Source organism: Ruegeria sp. AF5 (assembly GCF_056541905.1).
The window spans coordinates 84,282-108,907 of record NZ_JBQFYZ010000009.1; the positions used below are offsets into that span (position 1 = coordinate 84,282).

The window sequence follows — 24,626 nt, forward strand, 5'->3', positions numbered from 1 at the left end:
ATGCTTCGAACGCCGCTTGCAATGCGGGCGCAATTACCCGAATTTGGCGGAACTTTCCAGCAAGACAAAATTGAAAAAAGCCGATGCAATACGATTCCCTAAACCATTTCCTGAAAGAGGGGCAGCCCGCAATGGCGCAAGGCCCCGTTGCGATGGTCTTTGCCGAGGACGAGGTCGAGTTGGAAAGTACTCTGCATCACCATTTGAAGCTTGGGTTCAAATCCGTTGTCGCCTTCATGCCTCAGGAGTTCCGACTGGAGCCCGCGTTGACCGACCGGGTGCATCGGGTCACCTTGAAATGCGTTCCCCGAACGGTGGTTTTCGATACCCTGAACAGAATAATTCAGGCCGCGCCCGGCATCTGGATGTACTACTGCTACAACGCCGAATACCTGTTCTTTCCGTTTTGCGAAACGCGCAGCATTGCTGAGATGCTGGCCTTTCACAGCGAAGAACGCCGCAATGCGATGCTGAGCTACGTCATCGACCTTTATGCCGAGGACCTGACCGCTTTTCCCAACGGTGTCGCCCCCGAACAGGCTTTGTTCGACAAAACGGGTTACTATGCCCAATCACGCCACGACCCTGACGGCCAACCGCTGGACCGGCAGGTTGACCTGTCAGGTGGCTTGCGCTGGCGGTTCGAGGATCACATTCCCTATGAACGCCGTCGCATCGACCGCATCGCCCTGTTCAAGGCGCAAAAGGGCCTGATCCTGAAATCCGACCACACGTTCAATGAGCCGGAATACAATACCTACTCTTGCCCTTGGCATCACAACATGACCGCAGCTATTTGTTCCTTCCGCGCTGCGAAGGCGCTCAAAACAAATGCCGGGTCGACTTTTGACATTCCAAATTTTAGCTGGCGCAACTCCGTGCCTTTTGAATGGCACTCGCGGCAGCTGCTGGATCTGGGTCTGATCGAATCAGGCCAATGGTTCTGAAGCGCCTCAGCGCTCAAACAGGACCGGAAACCAGTCTTCACGAAGACGCTGCCCCGGTGTCATGCCATGGCCGGGAAAAGGTGGAGAGGTTCTGCCTGGACGCTCTACATACCGTGCGTCATCGCCGACCAGCCGGAGAGAAAAGGCGCGGCGACGGCTATCCGAGTGGTTACCCCGCGCACCGTGAAGGGTGCGATAATTGAAGGCAACGGCGTCACCGGGGTCCATTTCGAATTCAACGACTTTCATGCCCTCGGCATCCGGGTCCGGCACGGGGATGTACTGCCCTTCATCGGGGAAAAAACCTTCCTCGGAAACCCAGCGGGTTGGCAGCACCTCTTTCTCCCACCGGTGAGAGCCTGCGACACAGCGCAACGTCGCCTGCCTGACCGGATCCAGCGGAGACCAGAAGCTGATGGTTTGCTGACCTTCAACGAAGTAATATGGGCCATCCTGATGCCAGGGCGTGGCCATGGATGTCCCGGGTTCTTTTACCAATACGTGGTCGTGAAACACCTGCACGCTTTTCGACTGCATCAGGTCCGCTGCGACCTCGGCCGCGGGCGAGTTTTCGATCGCCTCGCGGAACTGTGGAATGCGGGTCCAGTTGCAGTAATCGTCAAAGAACAGACCCGTTTGACCCTCTTTCTTGTTTTCTGATGCATACGGGCCAGGCTCTGCCATATTCGCGGCCACACCCTTCCGCAGTTGATCCACATAGTCTGCAAACAGCCCTTTGATCAGAACGACGCCATCATCCTGATACGTTGTGATCATCTCTTGGGTAACAAGCGGGTGAGGCATCCGGGTCTCCATTCGTTTTTCAATCTTTTGCGTAGAAGGAGTGTTCTGTTCAAATCATATCTTTCGAAGTTATAATTAATTTCATGTTATACATTTCACTGCGTCAGTACGAATATGTTTGCGCGGTCGGGCGCCACGGCAGCCTGTCAGCAGCCGCACAATACCTGAATGTTTCACAACCAGCACTGTCCACGGCCCTGACGCGTGTCGAGGCACATTTGGGATACCCGCTGTTTATCCGCCGCCGAGGTTCGGCCATGGCGCTGACACCTCAGGGGCGAAAATTCATCGATCAGGCCGAGACCCTGCTGAAAGACGCAGCCCAAATCGAGTCATCTGAAACTCCGTCGCCGGGCACGACACATCTAAGACTGGGGTGTTTTACGGACCTCGCGCCCTTCCTGCTGGCACCCGCCCTGCACCATTTGCGCGATGCTTTTCCAAACATCGCTATCACTTATTTTGCCGCCTCCTTCGAAGGGCTGTTGAACAGATTGATTGATGGCCAGATCGATGTTGCAATCACTTACGAGCTGACAATGGACGCGGGGTTTACACGAGCAAAACTGTTCGACAGTCGGCCAAAGGCCCTTATGCCCCCGGATCATCCGTTGGCGACAGCGGGCACAGTCTCGCTGGCTGACTTGGCCGCTCATCCGTTGATCCTGTCGACAGAAGGCTGGTCGGCACAACACATCCTCAGCCTCTTTCGGCGCAACGGTCTGCACCCGACTGTCGCGCATAGGGCGGCATCGATTGAGATTCAGCGCAGTCTTGCCGCCCATGGCGAAGGGATCGGGATCAGCTATACCAGCCCGCTCAACCCGGTCAGTTATGACAATAAACGTCTTGTCAGTGTTCCGATCAGCGATCAGGACGCAACTGAGTCCGTTGTTCTTGCGCGCCACGGAACAGGGCCAGCTGACGCGACCATTGATCAGGTTGAACGTTTGTTGTTGGCGAGTTTGAAAGGCGGTATTGGCGCTACTTTTTGCGCAGGCGAATGACAACGTCGACCGAGGCAATCTCGACCCCCTCGGGCGCTTCAGGCAGGCGTTGGATCACCAATTGGTCAGACGGCGCATCACTAAGGCGCGCCTCGTCTTCCCAATAAAAATGAGGGTGGTCATGCGTGTTCGTGTCGAAATAGCTTTTTGACCCGTCCACAGTAATTTCCTGCAGAACACCAGCGTCGCAAAACGCGCGCAGGGTATTGTATACCGTCGCCAGTGACACAGCGTCACCATTCTCCTTGGCCGATTCAAACAGGCTCTCGGCGGTGACGTGACGATGGCGGCCATCGCCCACCAGAAGCTCAGCCAACGCCACACGCTGACGCGTCGGACGCAGGCCGGCGTTCACCAGCCAACCCGTTGCTATTTCGCCGCTCTGCGGTGTCATTGATCCAATACCCATAGTCACTTCCATTATATATAGGAGCGCATGGTTGGCAATTTCAAATGAAATTCATTCGCAAAGAACGCGGCATACACAACATGATGTAGCCGCTGCTCTTGCAGGACCTTGCAAACGGGTGCTAGACGAGGCCAGATATAACGAACGGACCCACGGCAGGAGAGGCGGCAAGAATGGCCCAGTTCCCAAGCAGTTTTGACAAAGACGATCTGCTGAAATGCGCCCGCGGCGAATTATTTGGCCCCGGCAATGCACAATTGCCCGCCCCGCCAATGCTGATGATGGACCGGATTACCGACATCTCGGAAGACGGTGGCCTGCACGGTAAGGGCCATGTGCTGGCCGAGTTCGATATCACCCCTGACCTTTGGTTCTTTGACTGCCATTTTCCCGGCAACCCAATTATGCCGGGCTGCCTGGGCCTTGACGGTCTATGGCAGCTGACCGGTTTCAACCTGGGTTGGCGTGGCTGGCAAGGGCGCGGCATGGCTGTCGGCGTGGGCGAAGTGAAACTGACCGGTATGGTTCGTCCCGACCGCAAGATGCTAACGTATAAAATCGATTTCAAAAAAGCGATTCAGACACGTCGCCTGACCATGGGTGTGGCAGATGGAATCGTCGAAGCCGATGGCGAGATGATCTATGATGTCAAAGATATGAAGGTCGTTCTGTCCGAGGCCTGAGCCTGACCGACCCGAAATAAGGAGTGCGCACATGCGTCGAGTAGTCGTCACCGGTCTGGGGGTAGTGTCTTCGATCGGGAATAATGCCCAAGAGGTTCTGGCCTCGCTTAAAGCTGGTAAATCCGGGATCGAAGCCAGCGAACAGATGGTGGAACACGGGTTTCGCAGTCAGATCGCGGGTACGCTCAAGATTGACGTGGCTGAACACGTGGACAAACGTACCCTGCGATTCATGGGTCCCGGGGCCGCCTATGCACATATCGCCATGAGCCAGGCGATTGCCGATTCCGGGCTGACCGAAGACCAGATCGTTAATCCCCGCACCGGACTGGTTGCGGGCTCTGGCGGCCCGTCGACAAGCGCGATGCTGACGGCGCATCAGACCGTTCTGAAGACAGGCGCGACCAAGCGGATCGGTCCGTTCGCAGTGCCGAAATGCATGTGCTCGACAATCTCGGCAAACCTGGCGACCGCATTCAAGATCAAGGGTATCAACTATTCGATCACCTCGGCCTGCTCGACCTCGCTACATTGCATCGGCAACGCGGCCGAACAGATCATGCTGGGCAAGCAGGACGTCATGTTCGCTGGCGGCGGCGAGGAACTGGACTGGACACTTTCGTGCCTGTTCGATGCAATGGGCGCGATGTCGTCAAAATATAACGACGCGCCCGAGAAAGCCTCGCGCGCGTTTGACGAAAACCGTGACGGGTTTGTGATTTCCGGTGGCGGCGGCATCCTCGTTCTGGAGGAGTTGGAGCACGCTCTGGCCCGCGGCGCAAAGATTTATGCCGAAGTCACCGGCTATGCTGCTACCTCGGATGGCCACGACATGGTGGCCCCTTCGGGTGAAGGCGGCGAGCGCGCAATGCGGCTGGCGCTGGACACACTGCCCGAAGGTCGCAAAGTTGGCTATATCAACGCACATGGGACCTCGACACCTGTCGGTGACGTGGGTGAAGTAGAGGCTGTGCGCCGAATCTTCGGTGAAGGTAACGTGCCACCGATTTCCTCGACCAAATCAATGACTGGCCACGCGCAAGGCGCGGCAGGAGCGCTTGAGGCGATCTTCTGCCTACTCATGCTGGACAATGATTTCATTACGCCGTCGATCAATGTCGACACACTCGCCCAAGGCATCCTGCCCGGTGAAATTGCAACTGAAGTGGTTGAAAACGCAGGACTGGACAGTGTCATGACCAACAGCTTCGGCTTTGGCGGCACCAACGGGTCCATGATTCTGTCTAAGTATAACGGGTGAAAGTGATGTCGGATCTTCTCAAAGGTAAGCGCGGCCTGATCATGGGCGTGGCCAATGACCGCTCAATCGCGTGGGGCATTGCCAAGGCCATGCACGAGGCAGGCGCAGAACTGGCCTTCACCTATCAGGGCGAGGCTTTCGGCAAACGGCTGGAACCTCTCGCTCAAAGCCTTGGCAGCGATTTCATGGTGGATGCCGATGTGACCGACGACGAGTCACTGGATCGTGCCTTTGGTGAACTGGCCCAGCGTTGGCCCACCATCGACTTTGTTGTTCATGCCATTGCGTATTCGGATAAATCCGAGCTGACAGGCCGGTTTCTGAATACCACGCGGGCGAACTTCAAACACTCGATGGACGTGTCGGCCTATTCCTTTATCGAGGTGGCACGCCGCGCCTATCCGATGATGAAGGACAATGGGGGCTCGCTGCTGACGCTGACTTATCAGGGATCAAACCGGGTGGTACCGAACTACAACGTCATGGGTGTTGCCAAGGCGGCGCTGGAATCGGCGACCCGTTATCTGGCCAATGACCTTGGCCCGGATGGTATCCGCGTGAACGCAATCTCACCGGGACCGATGAAAACCCTTGCCGGTGCCGCCATTGGCGGGGCGCGCAGGACATATAAGTTCTGCGATCAGAATGCGCCGATGCGTTCGAATGCCACTCTGGAAGCTGTTGGCGGGACCGCAGTTTACCTGACATCTGATGCGGGAGCCTGCACGTCTGGCGAAATCATCCGCGTTGATGGGGGTTTCCACGTACTGGGCATGCCGCAACCCGATTTCATGTGACCATATCTTTCCCTGCCGCCGCCAAGATTTCACCATCTTTGGGCGGCAGGACTTCGGTATGAGCAAGCTAGATCAAATCATTGCAAACAACGCACGATCAGTGCAAAGCCGGAAAAAGTCCGGTTTCCTCAGCCAGCGGGCCAGAGTGCTGCTGCTCGCGCTGACATCATTGCTGCTGGTGTTTGTCTTTTTCACCCAGCCACAGGTGCGCGCAGCTGTTGAAGCTTTGATCGGCTGAAGCCCGGGCGGGCGTTCCAACCCGAACTATGTCTCAATTGATCGAGACGACTTCAATCTCAAACACCAGATCCTGACCGGCCAACGGATGGTTTCCATCCAGGGTCACAATCGCTTCGTTGGCGTCCACAACTGTCACAGGTACGGCCTGACTGTCTGGTGTCTGCATCTGCAGTTGAGTGCCCGGATCCAGCGGAATATCCTCGGGAATACCCTCGCGGGGGATTTCCTGACGCATCGCAGGGTTGATCGGGCCGTAGGCGTCGGTACAGGCAATCTCGACCCGTTTCTTGTCACCTGCGGACAAACCGGGCATGGCACTGTCCAGACCGGGAATGATCTGGCCCGATCCTACCACGAACTCCAACGGATCGCGCCCATCCGAACTGTCAAAGACTTTGCCATCCAACAATGTCCCTGTGTAATGGATGCGAACCGTGTCACCTTGCTTGATTTCGGTCATAGTGGCCTCCGGCCGTTTTTAGGGGTTAAGCGGCCAACCCTAGAGGTTGACACAAAGTTGTAAACCCTTGGCCCTTCCCCCCCCTTTCGCGTTGTGCCAACCTGCGCGCAATCAGAGGAGGGTCATATGGCAATCACGACCTGCGTGTTCGACGCCTACGGAACGCTGTTTGACGTAGCGGCCGCCGCCCGGCAGGCGGCAGGCGAGCCGGGGTTCGAAGCCCTGAAAGACAAATGGCCCGAAGTCGCGGGGCATTGGCGCCTGAAGCAATTGCAATACACATGGCTGCGTGCTGTGGCGGATGCCCATGCGGATTTCTGGGATGTCACGCAGGACGGGCTGGACTGGGCGCTGGAAGCTGCCGGCCTTCAGGGCAACCCTGAACTGCGCCAACGCCTGCTGGATCTATATTGGGAGTTGCAGGCCTATCCCGAAGTTCCTGCGATGCTGAAAGCCCTCAAGGATGGCGGGATGCAGACTGCCATCCTGTCCAACGGATCACCACCCATGCTGGACAGCGCTGTTCAATCCGCCGGGATCGGCGATGTGCTTGATGACGTGCTGTCGGTCGAAAGCGTTGGGGTCTTCAAGCCCCATTCCCGTGTTTATGATCTGGTTCAGAACAGGTTTGACTGCGCCCGTGACGAGGTCTTGTTCGTCAGTTCAAACGGCTGGGATGCCGCAGGGGCCAGCGGTTATGGTTTTGTCACCGCCTGGGTCAATCGGATTGGGGAACCAATGGACCGGCTGCCGTGGACGCCAGCGCATGTACTGTCTGACTTGACCACCATTCCCAAACTGGCTGGTCTTTGATGCCGGACTTCACGACTTCGGACGGCAAGCGCATCTATTTCGAAGACCATGGATCGGGCACGCCGCTTTTGTGTCTGGCCGGATTGACCAGAAACAGCCGGGATTTCTCGTATTTTGCACCACATGCCACTGAGCCGCGCATGATTGCTATGGATTACAGGGGGCGCGGTCGCTCGGACTACGACCCCGATTTCATGAATTACAACGTCTTTCGTGAATCCCATGACGCGATTGAACTGCTGGATATTCTGGGCATCGAAAAAGCGGTCATTCTGGGCACCTCGCGGGGCGGGCTGATTGCCATGGCGTTGGCGGCAAGCCACCCCGAACGTTTGGCCGGTGTGATTCTGAACGATGTGGGGCCGGTCATCGAGACGTCAGGCATCGCCAAGATCATGGCCTACGTGGGCGCACAACCCGCCGCGAAAACCTATGACGAAGCTGCTGCTGCCCTGAAACATGTGATGGAACCGCAATTCCCCGGAGTTCCGCTGGAGATCTGGCGCAAACAGGCCGAAATTCAATACAAACAACAAGGGGACAGGCTGGCGCTGCGCTATGATCCGGCCCTGCGCAAGGCGCTTCTGGAACAGGCCGCGAGCGGTGCCATACCCAATTATTGGTTGTTTTTTGAAGCGCTGCGCAGCATTCCCTGCGGCGCGATCAGGGGCGCGAACTCGGACGTTCTGAGCGCCGAAACCCTGGCTGAGATGCATCGGCGGCATCCCGGTCTGATCTCGGCCGAAGTCCCGGATCGCGGGCATGTTCCGTTCCTGAATGAGCCTCAATCTCTGGATGTCATCAAAAAGGTATTGAAGAACGCTGCATGAGCACAATTGAAATGATCGAAGCTGCGGCCAAACGGCTTAAGGGACATGTCCGCGAGACACCAATTCTGTCGTCGCCATTTCTTGACGCGATCGCCGGGCGCCTGATTTGGGTCAAGCCGGAATGCCTGCAACATACGGGCAGTTTCAAGTTTCGGGGGGCTTGGTCTGCCATATCCGCGCTGGACGAAGACATACGCCAGCGCGGCGTGATTGCCTATTCCTCGGGCAACCACGCGCAGGGCGTTGCGATGGCGGCGGCGAAACATGGTATTGCTTCGGTCATAGTCATGCCGTCGGACGCGCCGCACCTGAAAATCGAAAACACCCGCGCGCTTGGGGGTGAAGTTGTTCTTTACGACCGCGCAAACGAGAGCCGCGAAGAGATCGGGGAAACCATCGCCGCCGAACGCGGGCTAACCCTGATCCGGCCATATGACGAGCCTCAGGTGATTGCCGGGCAAGGTACCACCGGCTTGGAAATCGCCAGACAGGCAGCGGAACTTGGGGTTTCTCAGGCGGATGTTCTGGTCTGTTGTGGTGGTGGCGGCCTCACCTCTGGCATTGCGCTGGCACTTGAAAAACACGCCCCCGACCTAAGGGTGCGCCCGTGCGAACCGGAAGGGTTCGATGACGTAAAACGATCATTGGCAACGGGACGGATTCAGAACAACAACGTGGCATCAGGCAATATTTGCGATGCCATCCTGACACCGCAACCCGGCGACATCACCTTTCCCATCCTCAACCGTCTTTGCGGGCCCGGTATTTCGGTCACCGAAGACGAGGCGCTGCGCGCCATGGCACTTGCTTTCCTGCGCCTTAAGATCGTGCTGGAGCCCGGCGGCGCAGTTGCATTGGCCTCGGCCCTGTTCCGGGGTGACGAGATCGAGGGCGACGACGTGATCGTGGTCACTTCGGGCGGTAATGTCGATCCGGATATTTTTTCCAGGGCGTTGGAATTCCTGACCTGACAGGCACCCCAAACCTGTGCAAGTTGCACCTGGAAAGCCGGGGCTGCAAGGACCTGAGTCATGATGATCGCTGATCTGGGCGACGTGAAACTGAATTATCGTGTCGATGGTGCGGCGGATGGCGCGCCACTGGTTTTTGCCAACTCATTGGGAACAAACCTGCACCTGTGGGACGCCGTGTTACCGCACTTGCCCAAGGGGTTGCGCATCATCCGGTATGACAAACGCGGACATGGGCAATCCTCGGTTCCACCGGCGCCTTACTCTATGGGCGCCCTGATCCGCGATGCCGAGGCGCTGCTGGATCACCTGAAGGTTCGCGACTGCGTTTTTGTCGGCCTGTCCATTGGCGGCATGATTGCACAGGGGCTGGCCGTCAAACGTATGGATCAGATACGTGCGCTGGTTCTGTCGAACACAGCTGCCAAAATCGCCACACCCGCAGTCTGGCAGGATCGGATCGACGCAGTGCGTCGCGGTGGGATCGAAGCGCTGGCAGACGCCACGATGGAACGCTGGTTTTCTCGTGATTTCCGCGCGGCGCAAGACCACCTGCCATGGCGCGACATGATGATCAGCCAACCGCTTGACGGGTATCTGGGCTGTTGCGCTGCCATCGCCGGGACCGACTTCTATACACCCACAAGCGGCCTGCGCCTGCCTACACTTGGCATCGCCGGAAGCGCGGACGGCTCGACCCCGCCCGATCTGGTGCGCGAAACTGTTGACCTGATCCCCGGATCGCGGTTCGAACTGATCCGCAGAACTGGCCATTTGCCCTGTGTCGAGAAACCCGCAGAATACGCAGCAATCCTAACCCGGTTTCTGACCGATATCGGGCATATCTGAAGGAGAACAGCAATGGCGTCTTTCCTGTTGGTCCACGGCTCTTGCCACGGAGCCTGGTGCTGGCGCGATCTGATCCCTGCGCTTGAGGCTTTGGGACACTCTGCCCGGGCCATCGACATGCCCAGCCATGGTGCGGATCCAACGCCGGTGTCCGAGGTTACACTGGACACTTGCCGCGATGCCGTTCTGAGCGCCTGCACGCCCGATACGATTGTCGTGGGTCACTCGTGGGGCGGCTATCCGATCAGCGCCGCAGCCGAGGCTCGGCCGGACGCCATGCGCGCCCTGATCTTTCTGTGCGCCTACGTGCCTCACGATGGGCTTTCGCTGGCAGATATGCGCAGGCGCGGGCCACGGCAAACCATTGCTCACGCAGTGGAAAAATCCGCAGACGGTCTGTCTTACACCGTGTCGGTAGATGCCATTCCCAGGCTGTTCTATCACGATTGTCCGGACGATATTCTGCCTTACGCCTATGCGCGCCTGTGCCCACAGGCCATTCTCCCCCAGGAAACACCACTGCCGGTCGGCACGAATTTCAACGAAGTACCCAAGGCCTATATCCGCACCACGGATGACCAAACAATCCCCACGGAGTATCAGGCGGACATGTGCGCGTTCATCCCCAAGGAACTCCGACGAACCATCGACAGTTCGCATTCTCCGTTTTTCTCGCATCCACAGGAACTGGCCGGATTGCTAAGCGAATTGGCAAGCAAATTCGGGTGATACAGCAGATTGTACGTAAAACTCTGTCTTCCCACATTCGGTGACTGTGCCTAGGGTGCCCCGAACAGATCACCTGCCCGAGTCCCATGCGCCTGCCATCACTCTTCATCCTCAGCATCGTCATGATCGACGCAATGGGCATTGGTCTGGTGATGCCAATCATGCCGCAACTGATTGTAGACGTGCAGGGCAACTCGCTTGCCAATGCCGCTATTTGGGGTGGAGTGCTGAGTACGGCTTTTGCGGCGATGCAGTTCGTCTTTGGTCCAATCCTTGGAAACCTGTCCGACGCCTATGGTCGCAGAGCTGTACTGTTGGTGTCGCTGTTCGTCATGACGCTTGATTATATGGTCATGGCCGTGGCCGGCAGTATCTGGCTGTTGCTGGCCGGTCGTATTGTCGGCGGTATAACCGCAGCCACACATTCCACCGCTGCCGCGTTCATGGCGGATATCTCCGATCCCAAGGACAAGGCCGCGAACTTTGGCCTGTTGGGTGCGGCCTTTGGCGTGGGTTTTGTCCTTGGCCCGGTGATCGGCGGGTTGCTCAGCGAATATGGAACCCGTGCCCCGTTCTGGGCTGCGGCAGGACTGGTGGCACTGATCTTTGCCGTAGGCTGTTTCGTGATGCCTGAAACCGTGACCGACAAGACCCGGCGCGCCTTCAACTTGCGCCGCGCCAACCCGGTGAATTCGCTGCGCGCCATTGCTGCACTGCCCGGTATCCGGCCTATGCTGTGGGTCTACTTTCTGTATTCGGTCTCAATCTACGTCTACCCCGCTATCTGGTCCTTTTTCACCACCGAGCGGTTCGGCTGGTCCCCTCAGATGATCGGCCTGTCACTGGGCGTCTATGGAATCGGCATGGCCGTTGTGCAAGGCGGTCTGATCCGCCCCGCAATCCGATTGTGCGGCGAGCGGGGTGCCATTATCTACGGGATGGGTTTTGAAATTCTTAGTTTCGCAATTCTGGCCTTTCTGACCAACGGGTTCATTGCGCTTTTGTTCATCCCAATCACCGCAATCGGGGCAATCACCACACCGGCACTTCAGGCAATGATGTCCAAAGCGACACCGGATTCGCGACAGGGAGAGTTGCAGGGCGTGCTGACCGCGCTCCACGCGCTTTCGATGGTCATTTCGCCCTTGGTCATGACCAGCGTATTTGCGCAATTCATTCGCCCTGACACACCGCTGTACTTGCCGGGTGCTCCGTTCCTGCTGGCGCTGGCGCTGATGCTGGCCGGGTTTGTGTTGTTTCGCCGGTCCCCGCCTGTCGTGGCTTAACAACGACACACACATGACGGTTTCTGCCTTGCGATCAATCCTTTCCCACGCCACCGTGGGCCCAACGGAAATGAGGGAAAACATGCAAACAATCAAAGCCGCAGTCTGCCGGGCATTCGGCGAACCCCTGGTTATCGAAGAGGTTCAGCTAGCACCCCCCGGCACGGGCGAAGTCGAAGTGACGCTGGATGCAGTGGCCATCTGCCATTCAGACATATCCTATGCCGAGGGTGCCTGGGGAGGCTTCCTGCCCGCCGTTTACGGCCACGAAGCCGCAGGTGTGATCTCGGCAGTTGGAGAGGCCGCCGGGGATTTCAGGATTGGCGAACCTGTGGTTGTGACGCTGATCCGCGCGTGTGGATCCTGCCCCACCTGCGCCGGAGGGCATCCGACAAATTGCGAAACACCGTACGACACTGTCAAAGGCCCGCTGAAAACGGCTGAGGGCGGCCCGCTGGAGCAGGCCATGGCCTGCGGTGCTTTTGCCGAAAAGGTCGTGGTGAGCCATCGGCAGATCGTCAGGATACCCGAAAGCCTGCCCAAAGACCTGGCCAGCCTTCTGTCTTGCGGGGTGATCACCGGGGTCGGTGCAGCGGTTAACGCCGCCAATTTGCGTCCGGGTCAGGATGTCGTGGTCATCGGCGCGGGTGGTGTTGGCCTGAACGCCATTCAGGGCGCACGGATCGCCGGTGCACGACGGATCGTGGCCGTGGACATGACAGAAGAAAAACTGGAAATCGCAAAGGAATTCGGCGCGACCCATGGCGTATTGGCCAGCCTGAAAGAGCCCTGGAAAGCAGCGTTCAAAGCCCTTGGCGGGCGCGGGGCCGATGCGGTTCTGATTACGGTCGGCGCAATCGCCGCCTATGATCAGGCCCCTCGCTATCTTGGCCGCGGCGGTAAGGCCATCATGATCGGAATGCCGCATTCGGGTGGCATGGCCAGCTATGAACCGGTTGTTCTGGCAGCCCTGGGGCAGGGTGTTGTCGGCTCGAAAATGGGTGATGTGGTTATTCAGCGGGACATCCCCTGGATGATTGACCTTTATGAACAGGGTCGGTTGAAGCTGGACGAGTTGATCTCGGGCCGCTGGTCGCTGGACCAGATCAACGAGGCCATTGCCGATACCAAAACCGGATCTGCCAAGCGCAACGTGATCCTGTTCGACAGAACCTGATCCCCCGGCTCGGAGGAACTGAGATGAAACTGCAGGATCTCGACATCATCGTCACCGCCCCACCCGCTCCGGGTTGGGGGGGGCGATACTGGATATTGGTTAAACTGACGACTGACACCGGCATCACCGGTTGGGGCGAATGCTATGCCACGTCCGTCGGACCCGAGGCGATGCGCCACGTCATTCGGGATGTGTTCGAACGGCACATGCTGGGCGAGAACCCCGAAAACATCGAACTTATGTTCCGTCGCGCCTATTCCAGCGGTTTCACGCAGCGCCCCGACCTGACGGTGATGGGTGCATTCTCGGGGTTAGAGATCGCCTGCTGGGATATTCTGGGCAAGGATCGCGACCGTCCGGTTTATGCGCTGTTGGGTGGCAAGGTGAACGAACGAATTCGCTCCTACACTTACCTCTACCCTTTGCCGCATCACAATCTGACCGACTTCTGGACCTCTCCCGAACAAGCGGGTGAAACAGCTGCCGAAATGGTGCGGCGCGGCTATACCGCGGTGAAATTCGACCCGGCGGGCCCTTATACAATCCGTGGCGGCCACATGCCCGCGATGAGTGACATTTCCATGTCCGTCGCCTTTTGCAAGGCAATTCGCGAAGCGGTAGGGGACAAGGCTGACCTGCTGTTTGGCACACACGGGCAGTTCAACACGGCCGGGGCCATCCGGCTGGGGCAGGCACTGGAACCGTACCAACCCCTATGGTTCGAAGAACCCACGCCACCCGATATGATCGAAGACATGGCCCGTGTCGCCCGCAACGTCCGTATCCCCATCGCCACCGGAGAGCGCATGACAACCAAGGCCGAGTTCGGAGCCGTTCTGCGCGCCGGGGCTGCGGAAATCCTGCAACCGGCGCTGGGGCGTGCCGGCGGAATCTGGGAGATGAAGAAAGTCGCCGCCATAGCAGAGATATTTAACGCTCAGATGGCGCCGCATCTTTATGCGGGTCCGGTGGAATGGGCCGCCAATATCCACTTGGCCGCGTCGATCCCGAACCTGCTGCTGCTGGAAACCATTGAAACACCGTTCCACAATCAGCTGATCAAAGGGTCCATTCAGGTAGAGGACGGCTTTGTGATCGCTCCGACCGGTCCAGGACTTGGGATCGATGTCGACGAAGACCTGGCCCGCGCGCACCCGTATGAAGGTCGTGGTTTGCATCTGCAAATGCAGGAGGAGCCCTGCGATTACGTTAACGGCAATGCTTTTCAGGGCGGTGCCCCTGCAACCGAGGGGTGACAACATAGACGTGTTTGAGGCATATTAACCCAAGATTAACGGAACAACGGTCAAAACGTGACACTCCTAGAAACCGAACCTCAGGCACACACCTCGGACACACCATCTGAAATGAAAGAAAATGCAGCCCGCGCGGCTGCATTTCTCAAGACACTGGCGCATGAAGGGCGCCTGATGATCCTGTGCCACCTCGGGAGTGGTGAGAAATCGGTAGGCCAGCTTGAGGATTTGCTTCAATTGCGGCAAGCCGCCGTCAGCCAAATGTTGGCCCGTCTGCGGGAGGAAGGATTTGTCACCACCCGAAGAGATGGCAAAACGATCTATTATTCGCTGCGCGATGGGAATGCAGCGCAGATGATCGGTCTGCTGTACGATCTGTTTTGCGAACCTGCCAACTGATCGCTCCTAATTGGACACGTAACCGGCGATCACCTGCATCAGCTTGAACGCGGTTGCCGCATCGTTTTCCACAACGGCCAGGAACTCTTCCTCACCGATCCGAAGACAGGATAGGTTTGTTTCGGCCACCATGCTCAGCGCGCGTGGTTCTTTGCGGATCAGACCAAGCTCACCCACCAATGCGCCCGGCCCCACGGTGGTGATCAACTGGTCGGGGCCATCTTCCTGCGGCAGGTACAAGCCGGCTTCACCCTCCAGCACCACATACGCGCCGTCGGTCGGCTGATCATCTTTCAGGAAAACCACCTGACCGGGCTTGGCATCGAACCATTGTGCGCCAAAAGCCAGAAGGCGCAATTGCCGCCGGTCCAGCCCCGAAAACAAGGGGGTCTGCTCCAGCGCGCGAAGTTTCCGCGCCAGATCTGCTGAAGATGCGCTGTCCTTTCCCACGTCTACCGGTCCTCCGTCCGAGACGACACGACCTTGCCGGATTTCCACGAACATGTCGAATACGTCCGGGTTTTCGAACTGGTCATTGAGGTAGAACACCGTGGCATCCGGCAACAACTCGCGCAGCTTCTTGTAGACCGACACCTGCGTTTTCATGTCGTAACTGGCCAATGCCTGCTCCAGGATCAGGATATCCGGCTTCTTGATTGTCGCGCGGGTAAACGCCAGCGGTTCGGCAAAAACCGCCGGAAGGCTCTGCCCACCCAAAGCAACCGGAATGTCATAAATCAGCTCGACCACCAAAGGACGCGCGCCGTTCTCCTCCAACACGTCCACAATGACCTTGCGGGCCTCATCCGATCGCGCGCCACCAATCTGGCTGACCTTGCCGAACAGCGCGTTTTCCATGACCGTCAATCCAGGCGCGAAATCTTCCGGGTCCAGCGGAACAAAAGCGTCCTTGAGACTTTCCAACAGCTTGTCCGAATGACTCTGCCTCAGTTCCAGAATGCGGTCCTTCAGCTCATCCGTGAACGCCGGGCCAATCTGTTCAGCCGAGACGACGAAAGGCACGGCCAACATACTGGCCAGCTGTTCGTCATCCAGCCCTGACGTTCCCTCTTTGCGGGTCTGTTCAACCAGCTCCACAGCTGCCTCATAGGTCTTTGCATCAAGACCCAGCTTGCGGAACAACGGATGGTCGGTTCCGTCGAACCCGAAGATCTGGCGCAGCATCTCGATCACGTCACGCGTCAGGGCGATCAACGTCTCATCCAGTCCCAACTCTCGCAACTGCATGAGGAAAACCTTCTGCCGGGCAAGCAAAGCCTGCGTCACCGGCACGCGAGGCGTCGCAAAAAGCAGGTTTTCTGCAACAGGCAGCGCCGGGTTGTAAGCATTCCGGTCGAAAATCAGCGCCTGCTGCTCAAGACCCGCGTCATGGACCGCCTGCCGCACAAGCGGGCGCAGCTCGACCAGTTTCTTTGCCAGTTCGCAGTGTTCGGTCGCAACAAAGCTCTGTTCAGCACCACGCCGGAACAGGGCAGCCCCGGACCCCATTCCATCAATCAGTTGCAACCACCAATCGCGCAACGCCGTCGCGTCTTCAAACCCGGCCAGCGCCGGGTCAAGCCATTCCACCCTGAACGGATCCATGCTGTTTCCAGCCCGCAAGGTCTCGGCAAAATCTGGGTCATCTGTGGATTCAGCCAAGGGTTTGAACCGCATCGGCATCATCACGTTGTCACCCAACGTTCCCTGAAACATGACCGGGCGGGATGTGGCATACCCGATACGTGCGGCCACCACGCCCTGATGCAGGTCTGCCAGATTCAGATCCCCCACCTGAACCGTGCCGGCAGCGGGTAAAATCTCGCGAGTCAGTAACTCCCCCATGGCGCGACGGTCCTCTTCGCTGGGTGCGGCGATACCAATCGTTTTGCCGCCGGGGAAAGTCAGATTCAGATCATCCAGCACCTGATTGCCGTCCATGTCGCGAACCGAGACGTGCTTTAGCTCTATATCGCCGCTGAGGTGGGGGCGCTCTGCTGGTTCGCCCTCGAACAGCGCTTCGTCCTTCAGTCCGGCCGGATCGAAACGGTCAACGACGATATCCCAGCGCAACGACATGTCCTGAGTTTGGTTGTAATAGGTCAGCAGCTCTTTCCAGGGTGAGCTCAGATCCTTGTACGCCGCCAGCGCCGCAACCAACGCCCCCAAAGAAACCGAGCCCTGCAACACCAGAAGGCCACCGATCAGGTAGAACATGAATGGTGTCAGCTGCGAGATGAAGTTGTTTATGAACTTCATAAAGAACTTCTTCTGGTAAATATCAAAGCGGATCGCAAAAAGCCGCCCCAATTGATCGGAGATCATAGCCCGGCGATAGCGCCAGCCGCCATTGCTGCGGAGGGTTGACGCACCTGCCGCGTTTTCGCCGATCTGGGCAGCCAACGCCCGAACTTCCTGAATACGTTTCTTGTTCAACAGGTTGATCTGACGCTGCAATTTAGGGATTAACCAGGCCTGCACCGGGATCAGGGCGACAGCGGCCAGCCCGAACCAAAAGCTTTGCAAGAACAGGAAAGAAAGGATGGTAATCATCTGACCGGCTTGCAGAACCGGCTGGCTGATCGCATCGCCCATCAGCCCACCCATCGGTTCGCTCTCAGCTGTGATCATCGAGACCATTTCGCCCTGGCTGACCCGTTCGAAATAGGGTTGCGGAAAAAGAAGCGCGCGGCTGACCAGCTGATACCGAAACCGTCGCAGCATGCGTTCGCTCAGCACACCCTTCATGGTGTTGATGCGCATTTTCATCAGCCCGTGCGCCAACACGGCAGCAAGGAAAGCAAAGCACAAGATGATCAGGAAATTCGTCTGTGAAAGCGTATAGCCCCAGACATCCACTTCGGCCGTTGTCGAACCGATTGCGTCGTTGATGATACGCTTGGGCAACTCCAGCGTAAGATAGAGCAGCGGAAACAACGTCGCCGTCACAGCCAGCAGGATCAGCTGATCGCGTTTGGAGTATTTCCAGATAAAGCGGAAAATCGTGCGTTCTATGGAACCTGCCCCTACTGCTGGCTGATAACGCGGCCCGGATGCCACGCACCCGGATTCAACGGTTTGAATTTACTGCCATACTGACACGTTATGCAAATTTTTTCCCACCCGAGAATTTTCTTTATCTTATGTGAACTAGTTCATTTACGCATGGCCGTGTTATTGCCTAAAGTCAGTTTTGAACGATATCGGGAGGGTTCTTTTGACTGCCAGTATTGGCGCGGTGTTACTTATGCTTTGCCTTTTTCAGGTCAAGCACATGTTCGCTGACTACTACCTCCAGACACCGAAAATGCTCTCTGGCCGAGGCGAGTATTTTCACTTGGGACGCGCGCAGCACGCAGCAGTACATGTTGCGGGCTCTGTTATCGTGTTTGCCGCGTTTGGCGCTCCGGTATTGTTCATCCTGATTGTCGGACTGCTTGAATGGGTCATTCATTTCAATATCGATTTCTTGAAAGCTAGCTATTCAGACAAGAAACAGCTTGAGCCGACGCAGGCCGCGTTCTGGCGTGCGGCTGGGTTAGACCAGTGCCTGCACAACCTGACCTATGTGGCGATGGTCTGGGCCTGGGTGACTTTCGCGGCAACGTAGCTCGAACCAGGATATGCCGTCCGATGCGCAGCCCGGAAGCTATGCGCCTATCCTTCGGCCGGTCATAGCGAGGCAAGCTGTTAACCTGCCCCGCTCGACTTTGATCGATGCCAAAACCCGACTAGCCCAGAACCGAAAAACTGCTTTCCTCATTGATCGGGCGCTTGCGTGAGTAAAAGCCCACGTTGATGGTCCGTTTGATATAAGGCAGTTCGAATTGCAGCGGTTCCGCGTCGTGATCCGCTCCGCCTTCGCAATATGCGATCAGGGCTGCCATCATCTTACCCGCAATCGGTGCATTCTTATACTGGTTCCCGCTGGATCCGCAGGCCATGTAAAACCCCGGCAGGCTGGATTTGTCATAGATCGGAATCCAGTCGGTTGAGGCATCGTAAAGGTCAACCACACCACGCGTTTTCGATGGGATGCCAAGGGAAGGCACGCGCTGCGCATATCGCATGGCCTGTGTGGTCCATTGATCCGTGAATTCGCGGTTGTAGGTGACGTCATCCTCGCACCATTGATGCGGATCACACTCCGGATCCTCTGATCCCACAAGGATGTGATTGCCGTGTTCCGGGCGGCAATAGCAGGCAATGTCGCTGTCCGAGACGATGGTTCCGTCGTTTTCAAAGTCGAACCCTTCCGGGGCAGGGACATGTACGACCTCTTGCCGCAGGGGGCGGGTTTTGATGGTCATGTCATCCAGAACGCCTGCCATCCCATTGATGATAGCCGAGCCCGGCCCGGCCACGTTCACGACAACCCTTGCGCGGATTTCTTCGCCTGAGGCAAGTTTTACACCGGAAACACGTCCATCCTCGGTCAGGATCTCGGTTACTTCGGCACTGGTGCGAACCTCGGCTCCGTGCTGTTTGGCAGCATCCATCAGGTTTTGCGCCGACAAGGCCGGGTCGGTGACGTACCCCGCCTGAGGCCAGTACACTCCACCCGACATCTTTCGCCCGTTGGGCTGGCCGAATTCCGGATCATCCAAACGGCGTGCCGGGGCAAAGCTGTCCAGCGAATAAACCGGCAGGCGTTCAACCACTTTTTCCCCCGACCATTCTTCGAACGGGCAATCCAGTTCTGATGAATTGCGCATGTGCTTTTCCAGCATCCCGTTCGCCTCGGTCTTCATAACCAGGCAGCCGGTTTCCCTGAACTGAGCCAGATTGGCCCCCTCCGGCAGTCCAAGATAGTCAGCCCAGTCGCGCCAGTAATGATAGCCTTCCCAGGCAAACGCCGTTCCATCGAAGGTGGAATAATGCATCCGGATGATCGCGCAGGACCCGGCGGTTGAACCGTGTCCAACCTGTGCGTTGCGATCCAGAGACAGGGTTTTCCAACCCGCCTTGGACATTTCGAACGCGATGGCCGCGCCGATCACGCCGGTACCGATGATGATTGCGTCTGGTTGACTCATGTCGGGTCTCCTTTCCAGTAGCGCCGGGAATATGCGCTGAATTCTTCAACTTCTTCGGGTTTCGGTTCGACGCCCGTAAAGGCGTATAGGTAATTCGGCACCATCGAGATCCGCGTCTCGAAGGGTTCGTTCAATTGTGCAAGGTCATATCCGATCTGCATGTAATACAGCACGCGCGCACGTGTTTCGGACTCAATCTCGGAATAGCCGTATCTGGCGAACATCGCGTGCAAAGCTTCAAGTCGCCGAGTGTCTGACTGGTCCAGCGCACGGCGTACTTTGCCCGATTTACGCGCCCAGTCGCGCACGGCAAAATCCAACGCGGTGTCAAACAAATCCGTATTGACCACACAACGATGCACGTTGCAGACCGCGCCCGTTATCGTGTCGGCTGGTGCTTCGGCCTGTTTTACAAGCGCAACCGTATTGGTCGCCTGCCACCGCGCCAGCAGTGCATCCAAAAGTTCCTGTCTGGACTTGAAGTACCAGTAGAAGGATGAGCGTGACACGGCCATCCGCTCGGCCAGGTTAAGAACCTTGATCTGGTCCACCCCGTCCGAAATCAGCACGTCCATCGCCACGTTCAGCCAGTCGTCGCGGGTCACCTTGATATTGCCGATCAGGGGCTCGGCTTCGGGATCGTCGCGGTGAAGGATAGGTTTGTTGTTCATTCAACTCTCCGGTGGCGCCCCGCCCTCTGCGGTGCGGCGTGCGATAAAGTCCTGCAAGGCACCAAAACGATCATTGTCTATGGCGGGGGCCTTGAAATCGTTCAGGATACCCTGCCAAACCCCCGTTGCACGTTGGTTGGCATCCGTCGATCCTCGCTCGGTCCATGTGCCGAAATTGGCGTAGTCATGGACATGCGGTTGATAGAACTCGGTGGTGTAGCGCTCCATCGTCTGGGGGCAGGCAAAGAAATGACCGCCGGGCGCGACCTCACTTAAAGCGTTATCAAAGCCGATCTCGGCAGGCCCCGCCTGCGCGCCTGCGCAAAGCTCGGCCACCATGTTCAGCACCTCGGCATCACAGACCAGCTTTTCGAAGGATACGGTCAATCCCCCTTCCAGCCAGCCCGCTGAATGAATGATCACAGTCGCGCCGGCCATCAGGCAACCCCAGAGGCCAAACTGGTTTTCATTCGCCGCCTGTACGTCGTTGCTGTTTGACGCCGACCCTGCCGCCGACCGCCAGGGCAGGCCAAGGTGACGCGCCAGTTGGCCTGCGGCAAGTGACGCCTGAAAATGCGAGGGCGTCCCGAATGCAGGTGCGCCGGATTTCATGTCCACATTGCTGGTGAACGTGCCATAACAGACCGGAGCGCCCGGTCTGGCCAGCTGCGTCAAGGTCAGCGCGGCAAGCGCCTCGGCATGGGACAGGGTGATTGCCCCGGCCACGGTGATCGGCGCCATCGCCCCCATCAGAGTGAACGGAGTGATGATCGACATCTGACCGTGGCGCGCAAAGTCGATCAGCCCTTGCGCCATGGGAATATCCAACGTGCGCGGGCTGTTTGTGTTGATGATCGTGTAACAATGCGCATTGCCCCGAAACTCATCATCCGACAGACCGCGCGCCGTGGACAGCATCTCAAAGCAATCCATGACTTGCGGCGTGCCGCGCGAGAAGAAGAACGGGTACTTGTCCGTCAGTTCCATCTGCGCCTGTGTCGTGAAGTAGTGGCGCAGATGCGTCGGTACGTCCTGAGGTTCAACCTGAGGCGAGATCATCTGGAACACATCGAAATGATGGGTGAGCTTTAGAAACTCCAGATAATCCTGACTGGTCGCCGGGCGACGGCCACGCTCAAGATCGGTTGCGTTCGGCGCGCCTGCCCCCGGTTGAAAAACCAGCGAACCCAGTTCCAGAGTGAAATCCCGATGCCGCGAACCGGCGCGACAAGCGATAGATTTGGGGGCCGAGGCAACGGCAGCCTCAACCATCTCGCGCCCGATAAAGACCATTTCACTGCCTTCATCCACACGCGCGCCACCCTGCTTGAACAGCTTGCGCGCCTCGGGAAGCAGGGTCTTTACACCCAACTCCTCGAGCGTACGCAACGCTGCCTCGTGCATGTCCGCAATCTGGTAAGCCGGGAACACCTCCATCAAAGGGAAAGGGTTCCTGAGCTGGCGATAGTTCACATCGCGGCTGGGCTGCGGGGCAGCCGCGCCCCCTCGCCTTCGGCGTCGTCGGTCCGGAGCCGTCATGATCAGCCCCGCATCGCTTTGCCCTGAGGGTCGTAGGGCGACGGTGCAATTACCCGCGCCGGACATTCCACCCCTACGACATGGACAGACAGTTCCGTACCCGGGTCCACCTTGTCAACCTCAATCAAGGCCATTGCCAACGACTTGCCGGTATAGTGCCCGTAACCGCCTGAGGTCACAAATCCCACGCGTTCACCATTGGCCCAGACCGGCTCAAACCCGCTGGCATCGGCGTCCAACGCATCGATTTCCAGTGTCACCTGCACCTGCGCCGGGCCATTGCCATCCCGTTCGGCCAGAGCGGCCTTCTTGCCGATGAAATCCTTGTCCCAGTCGATCCAGCGATCCATGCCGGTCATGCCGGGTGTGTAAGCCTGCGTGAACTCTGCCGACCAGATGCCAAAGCTTTTCTCAAGCCGGGTTGATAGCATCGCATTGAAACCGCACTCGCGGATACCCTCTTCTGCACCGGCTTCCAGCAAAATGCGGCGCAGCTTGATGTGATCGCCATAGCGGCAGTTGATTTCATACCCTTTTTCGCCGGTCACCGACATACGAGCCACGCGGGCACGGACGAGACCGATGTCGAAATCACCGCAGCCCATGAATTTCAGACCCGAGATATCCTGTTCGGCCAATTTTTCGACCACCGCCTGCGATTTTGGTCCGACCACGGCGAACCCGCAATACTCCTCTCCCAGGTCGCGGACAGTGACCCCATCCGTCATATGATCGTTGAACCATCGCATATGCCAGGCGCGCAGGTAATAGCTGCCCATGATCCACCAGGTGCCATCGCCCCAGTTCAACACGGTCAGATCGCCTTTGAGCCGCCCGTCCTCGCCCAGCATCGGCGCCAGTTTGGCACGACCCGGGGCGGGCAGTTTCGATGCCATAACGTTATCCAGCCACGCTTTGGCATTTGGGCCCGAAACCTCAAAGCGGGAAAAACCCGTGATATCCATCAGGCCCACGCCCTCACGGATGGTCCTGCATTCAGCGGCCACGATGTCGTGCGCGTTCGAACGTTTGAGCGTTGGCGTTTCCTCGAACCCTTTGAGCGCGAAATACAGCGGCACCTCCAGATCCCAGCTGACACCCCATTTGCATCCGGCCTCGGTCATCGCGTCATGCGCCGGAGCCATCTTCAGCGGGCGACCCGCAGGCAATTGCTCGTTCGAGTAGGTCATCACAAAGCGGCGCGAATAGAACTGGCCAGTGGTTTCACGGATATACCGCTTGTTCTGTGCGAAATCACCATAGCGCGCCACATCCATCGGCCAGGCGTCCGCTTCGGGCTCACCATGGATCATCCATTCGGCCAGTGTTTTGCCAACGCCACCACCTTGCAGGAACCCGGCCATCACCGCGCAGGCGGTCCAATAGCCGCGCTTGCCCGGAACCGGACCGACCAGCGGGTTACCGTCCGGCGAGAACGTGAACGCACCATTGACCCATGTCTTGATGCCCACGTTCTGGATTGACGGATACCGCTCAAAGCCCAATGTCAGTTCGTTCTCGATCCGGTCAAGCTGTTCCTGAAACAGTTCCTCGCCATAGTTCCACGGCGCGCCATCCATCGCCCAGTGTTCGTGATCGACCTCGTAGATCCCCACCAGTACGCCCTTCTGGTCCTGCCGCATATAGGTGAATCCTTCTAGGTCCACAGTCATCGGCATCTCGAAATCCGCCTGCGCCACTTCGGGCACAGTGTCTGTGATCAGATAGTGGTGCTTCAACGGTGAGACTGGCAACTCTACCCCGGCCATACGCCCAACCTGCTTGGCCCAGAGCCCGGCCGCGTTGACCACATGTTCACAGGTGATCGTGCCCTTATCGGTCACAACCTGCCAACCATCATCTGTCTGGATCAGCTCTTCGACCTTGGTTTCCTCGAAATATTCGGCACCGCGATTTCTGGCCGCAGTCGCATAAGCCTGAACAGTGCCTGTCGTATCGATATACCCTTCGCGATCCGCCCACATCGCGCCCAAAACACCGTCGGTTGACATGATCGGGCAGCGTCTCTGTGCCTCTTGCGGGGTCAGCAGCTCGCAATCATCAATGCCGATGGACTGGAAGATGCGGTAATTAGCCTGCAACCACTCCCAGCGTTCAGGCGTACCGGCCAGCGTCAGACCACCGGTCATGTGCAAACCGATATTCTGGCCCGATTCTTTTTCGATCTCACTCAGCAGGTCAATTGTGTAGGCCTGCAACGAGGCCATGTTTGGATCCGCGTTCAGGGCATGGATACCGCCCGCTGCATGCCAGGACGATCCCGATGCCAGCCGCCGCCTCTCCAGCATGACCACATCCGACCAGCCGAATTTGGCCAGATGATACAGAACCGAAGCACCAACGACGCCCCCTCCAATGACCACTACGCGATATTGGGATTTCATCCCGACCTCCCTGAACAGAATCTGGGAAGACGCTAGTGGCACTGTTCAGTTCTGTCT

The 24,626-nt window shown here is 57.8% G+C and carries 24 protein-coding genes; 16 read left to right on the top strand and 8 right to left on the bottom strand.

Features of this window, described 5'->3' with window-relative positions:
- Window positions 1–83 precede the first annotated feature (83 nt).
- Window positions 84–947: a hypothetical protein gene (locus ACR0DS_RS13875; RefSeq protein ID WP_480559776.1), complete on the top strand. Its 864-nt coding sequence runs from the start codon at window positions 84–86 to the stop codon at window positions 945–947.
- 6 nt (window positions 948–953) lie between these two features.
- Here the strand turns inward: ACR0DS_RS13875 and ACR0DS_RS13880 are convergent, their stop codons facing one another.
- Complete coding sequence (locus ACR0DS_RS13880; protein WP_480488270.1) at window positions 954–1,751, bottom strand: phytanoyl-CoA dioxygenase family protein; 798 nt, start codon at window positions 1,749–1,751, stop codon at window positions 954–956.
- Between the two features lie 83 nt (window positions 1,752–1,834).
- Between ACR0DS_RS13880 and ACR0DS_RS13885 the strand changes: the two genes are divergently transcribed.
- Entirely contained in the window at window positions 1,835–2,758 is a 924-nt protein-coding gene (locus ACR0DS_RS13885) for a LysR family transcriptional regulator (protein ID WP_480538626.1), read from the top strand.
- Here the strand turns inward: ACR0DS_RS13885 and irrA are convergent.
- Window positions 2,736–3,152, bottom strand: coding sequence for an iron response transcriptional regulator IrrA (irrA, locus tag ACR0DS_RS13890; protein ID WP_480484074.1), 417 nt, complete (start codon window positions 3,150–3,152; stop codon window positions 2,736–2,738). The genes ACR0DS_RS13885 and irrA overlap by 23 nt on opposite strands.
- A 188-nt stretch (window positions 3,153–3,340) precedes the next feature.
- Here irrA and fabA point away from each other — a divergent pair, with 188 nt between their 5' ends.
- Genes fabA through ACR0DS_RS13910 form a run of 4 tightly spaced genes read left to right on the top strand, consistent with a single transcriptional unit; the run spans window position 3,341 to window position 6,146 of the window.
- Window positions 3,341–3,850, top strand: a complete 510-nt coding sequence (fabA, locus tag ACR0DS_RS13895; RefSeq protein WP_209505371.1) for a bifunctional 3-hydroxydecanoyl-ACP dehydratase/trans-2-decenoyl-ACP isomerase — start codon at window positions 3,341–3,343, stop codon at window positions 3,848–3,850.
- Window positions 3,851–3,881: 31 nt separating this feature from the next.
- Window positions 3,882–5,111, top strand: coding sequence for a beta-ketoacyl-ACP synthase I (gene fabB, locus ACR0DS_RS13900; RefSeq protein WP_480488274.1), 1,230 nt, complete (start codon window positions 3,882–3,884; stop codon window positions 5,109–5,111).
- 5 nt (window positions 5,112–5,116) lie between these two features.
- Window positions 5,117–5,908, top strand: a complete 792-nt coding sequence (locus ACR0DS_RS13905; protein ID WP_267366101.1) for an enoyl-ACP reductase FabI — start codon at window positions 5,117–5,119, stop codon at window positions 5,906–5,908.
- 58 nt (window positions 5,909–5,966) lie between these two features.
- Window positions 5,967–6,146, top strand: coding sequence for a hypothetical protein (locus ACR0DS_RS13910; protein WP_267366102.1), 180 nt, complete (start codon window positions 5,967–5,969; stop codon window positions 6,144–6,146).
- A gap of 33 nt (window positions 6,147–6,179) precedes the next feature.
- On the opposite strand, the gene ACR0DS_RS13915 is transcribed toward ACR0DS_RS13910, so the two are convergent.
- On the bottom strand, window positions 6,180–6,608 hold the full coding sequence (locus tag ACR0DS_RS13915) for an FKBP-type peptidyl-prolyl cis-trans isomerase (RefSeq protein ID WP_480559777.1): 429 nt from the start codon (window positions 6,606–6,608) through the stop codon (window positions 6,180–6,182).
- Window positions 6,609–6,734: 126 nt separating this feature from the next.
- On the opposite strand from ACR0DS_RS13915, the gene ACR0DS_RS13920 reads away from it, so the two are divergent.
- From ACR0DS_RS13920 to ACR0DS_RS13960, 9 genes are all read left to right on the top strand, one after another.
- Window positions 6,735–7,421 carry a haloacid dehalogenase type II gene (locus ACR0DS_RS13920; RefSeq protein WP_480559779.1) on the top strand — a complete coding sequence of 229 codons (687 nt, stop codon included), beginning with the start codon at window positions 6,735–6,737 and terminating at the stop codon, window positions 7,419–7,421.
- Window positions 7,421–8,251 carry an alpha/beta fold hydrolase gene (locus ACR0DS_RS13925; protein ID WP_480559781.1) on the top strand — a complete coding sequence of 277 codons (831 nt, stop codon included), beginning with the start codon at window positions 7,421–7,423 and terminating at the stop codon, window positions 8,249–8,251. Before ACR0DS_RS13920 ends, ACR0DS_RS13925 begins: the two co-directional genes overlap by 1 nt.
- Window positions 8,248–9,222 (top strand): threonine ammonia-lyase, encoded by a 975-nt coding sequence (locus tag ACR0DS_RS13930; RefSeq protein WP_480559783.1) that lies wholly within the window; start codon window positions 8,248–8,250, stop codon window positions 9,220–9,222. The genes ACR0DS_RS13925 and ACR0DS_RS13930 overlap by 4 nt, the downstream gene beginning before the upstream one ends.
- Before the next feature lie 60 nt (window positions 9,223–9,282).
- Window positions 9,283–10,071: a 3-oxoadipate enol-lactonase gene (pcaD, locus tag ACR0DS_RS13935; RefSeq protein ID WP_480559785.1), complete on the top strand. Its 789-nt coding sequence runs from the start codon at window positions 9,283–9,285 to the stop codon at window positions 10,069–10,071.
- Between the two features lie 12 nt (window positions 10,072–10,083).
- Window positions 10,084–10,800, top strand: coding sequence for an alpha/beta fold hydrolase (locus tag ACR0DS_RS13940; protein WP_480559787.1), 717 nt, complete (start codon window positions 10,084–10,086; stop codon window positions 10,798–10,800).
- An 86-nt stretch (window positions 10,801–10,886) separates the two neighbouring features.
- A complete protein-coding gene (locus tag ACR0DS_RS13945) occupies window positions 10,887–12,086 on the top strand; it encodes a TCR/Tet family MFS transporter (RefSeq protein ID WP_480559789.1) in 1,200 nt (399 codons plus the stop codon).
- Window positions 12,087–12,168: 82 nt separating this feature from the next.
- Window positions 12,169–13,263: a Zn-dependent alcohol dehydrogenase gene (locus tag ACR0DS_RS13950; RefSeq protein ID WP_480559791.1), complete on the top strand. Its 1,095-nt coding sequence runs from the start codon at window positions 12,169–12,171 to the stop codon at window positions 13,261–13,263.
- Between the two features lie 23 nt (window positions 13,264–13,286).
- The gene (locus ACR0DS_RS13955) at window positions 13,287–14,519 is read left to right on the top strand and encodes a mandelate racemase/muconate lactonizing enzyme family protein (protein ID WP_480559793.1); all 1,233 of its coding nucleotides are present in this window, start codon (window positions 13,287–13,289) and stop codon (window positions 14,517–14,519) included.
- 111 nt (window positions 14,520–14,630) lie between these two features.
- Window positions 14,631–14,918 carry an ArsR/SmtB family transcription factor gene (locus tag ACR0DS_RS13960; RefSeq protein ID WP_480546283.1) on the top strand — a complete coding sequence of 96 codons (288 nt, stop codon included), beginning with the start codon at window positions 14,631–14,633 and terminating at the stop codon, window positions 14,916–14,918.
- A gap of 6 nt (window positions 14,919–14,924) precedes the next feature.
- On the opposite strand, the gene ACR0DS_RS13965 is transcribed toward ACR0DS_RS13960, so the two are convergent.
- A complete protein-coding gene (locus ACR0DS_RS13965; protein ID WP_480559795.1) occupies window positions 14,925–17,978 on the bottom strand; it encodes a cyclic nucleotide-binding domain-containing protein in 3,054 nt (1,017 codons plus the stop codon).
- A 187-nt stretch (window positions 17,979–18,165) separates the two neighbouring features.
- On the opposite strand from ACR0DS_RS13965, the gene ACR0DS_RS13970 reads away from it, so the two are divergent.
- The gene (locus tag ACR0DS_RS13970; RefSeq protein ID WP_480488349.1) at window positions 18,166–18,528 is read left to right on the top strand and encodes a DUF3307 domain-containing protein; all 363 of its coding nucleotides are present in this window, start codon (window positions 18,166–18,168) and stop codon (window positions 18,526–18,528) included.
- Between the two features lie 121 nt (window positions 18,529–18,649).
- On the opposite strand, the gene ACR0DS_RS13975 is transcribed toward ACR0DS_RS13970, so the two are convergent.
- Genes ACR0DS_RS13975 through ACR0DS_RS13990 form a run of 4 tightly spaced genes read right to left on the bottom strand, consistent with a single transcriptional unit; the run spans window position 18,650 to window position 24,569 of the window.
- A complete protein-coding gene (locus ACR0DS_RS13975; RefSeq protein WP_480559797.1) occupies window positions 18,650–19,954 on the bottom strand; it encodes an NAD(P)/FAD-dependent oxidoreductase in 1,305 nt (434 codons plus the stop codon).
- Window positions 19,951–20,625 (bottom strand): TetR/AcrR family transcriptional regulator, encoded by a 675-nt coding sequence (locus ACR0DS_RS13980; RefSeq protein WP_480488296.1) that lies wholly within the window; start codon window positions 20,623–20,625, stop codon window positions 19,951–19,953. Before ACR0DS_RS13980 ends, ACR0DS_RS13975 begins: the two co-directional genes overlap by 4 nt.
- Entirely contained in the window at window positions 20,626–22,164 is a 1,539-nt protein-coding gene (locus ACR0DS_RS13985; protein WP_480559799.1) for a trimethylamine methyltransferase family protein, read from the bottom strand.
- Window positions 22,165–22,166: 2 nt separating this feature from the next.
- A complete protein-coding gene (locus ACR0DS_RS13990; protein ID WP_480559801.1) occupies window positions 22,167–24,569 on the bottom strand; it encodes a GcvT family protein in 2,403 nt (800 codons plus the stop codon).
- Between the last annotated feature and the right edge of the window lie 57 nt (window positions 24,570–24,626).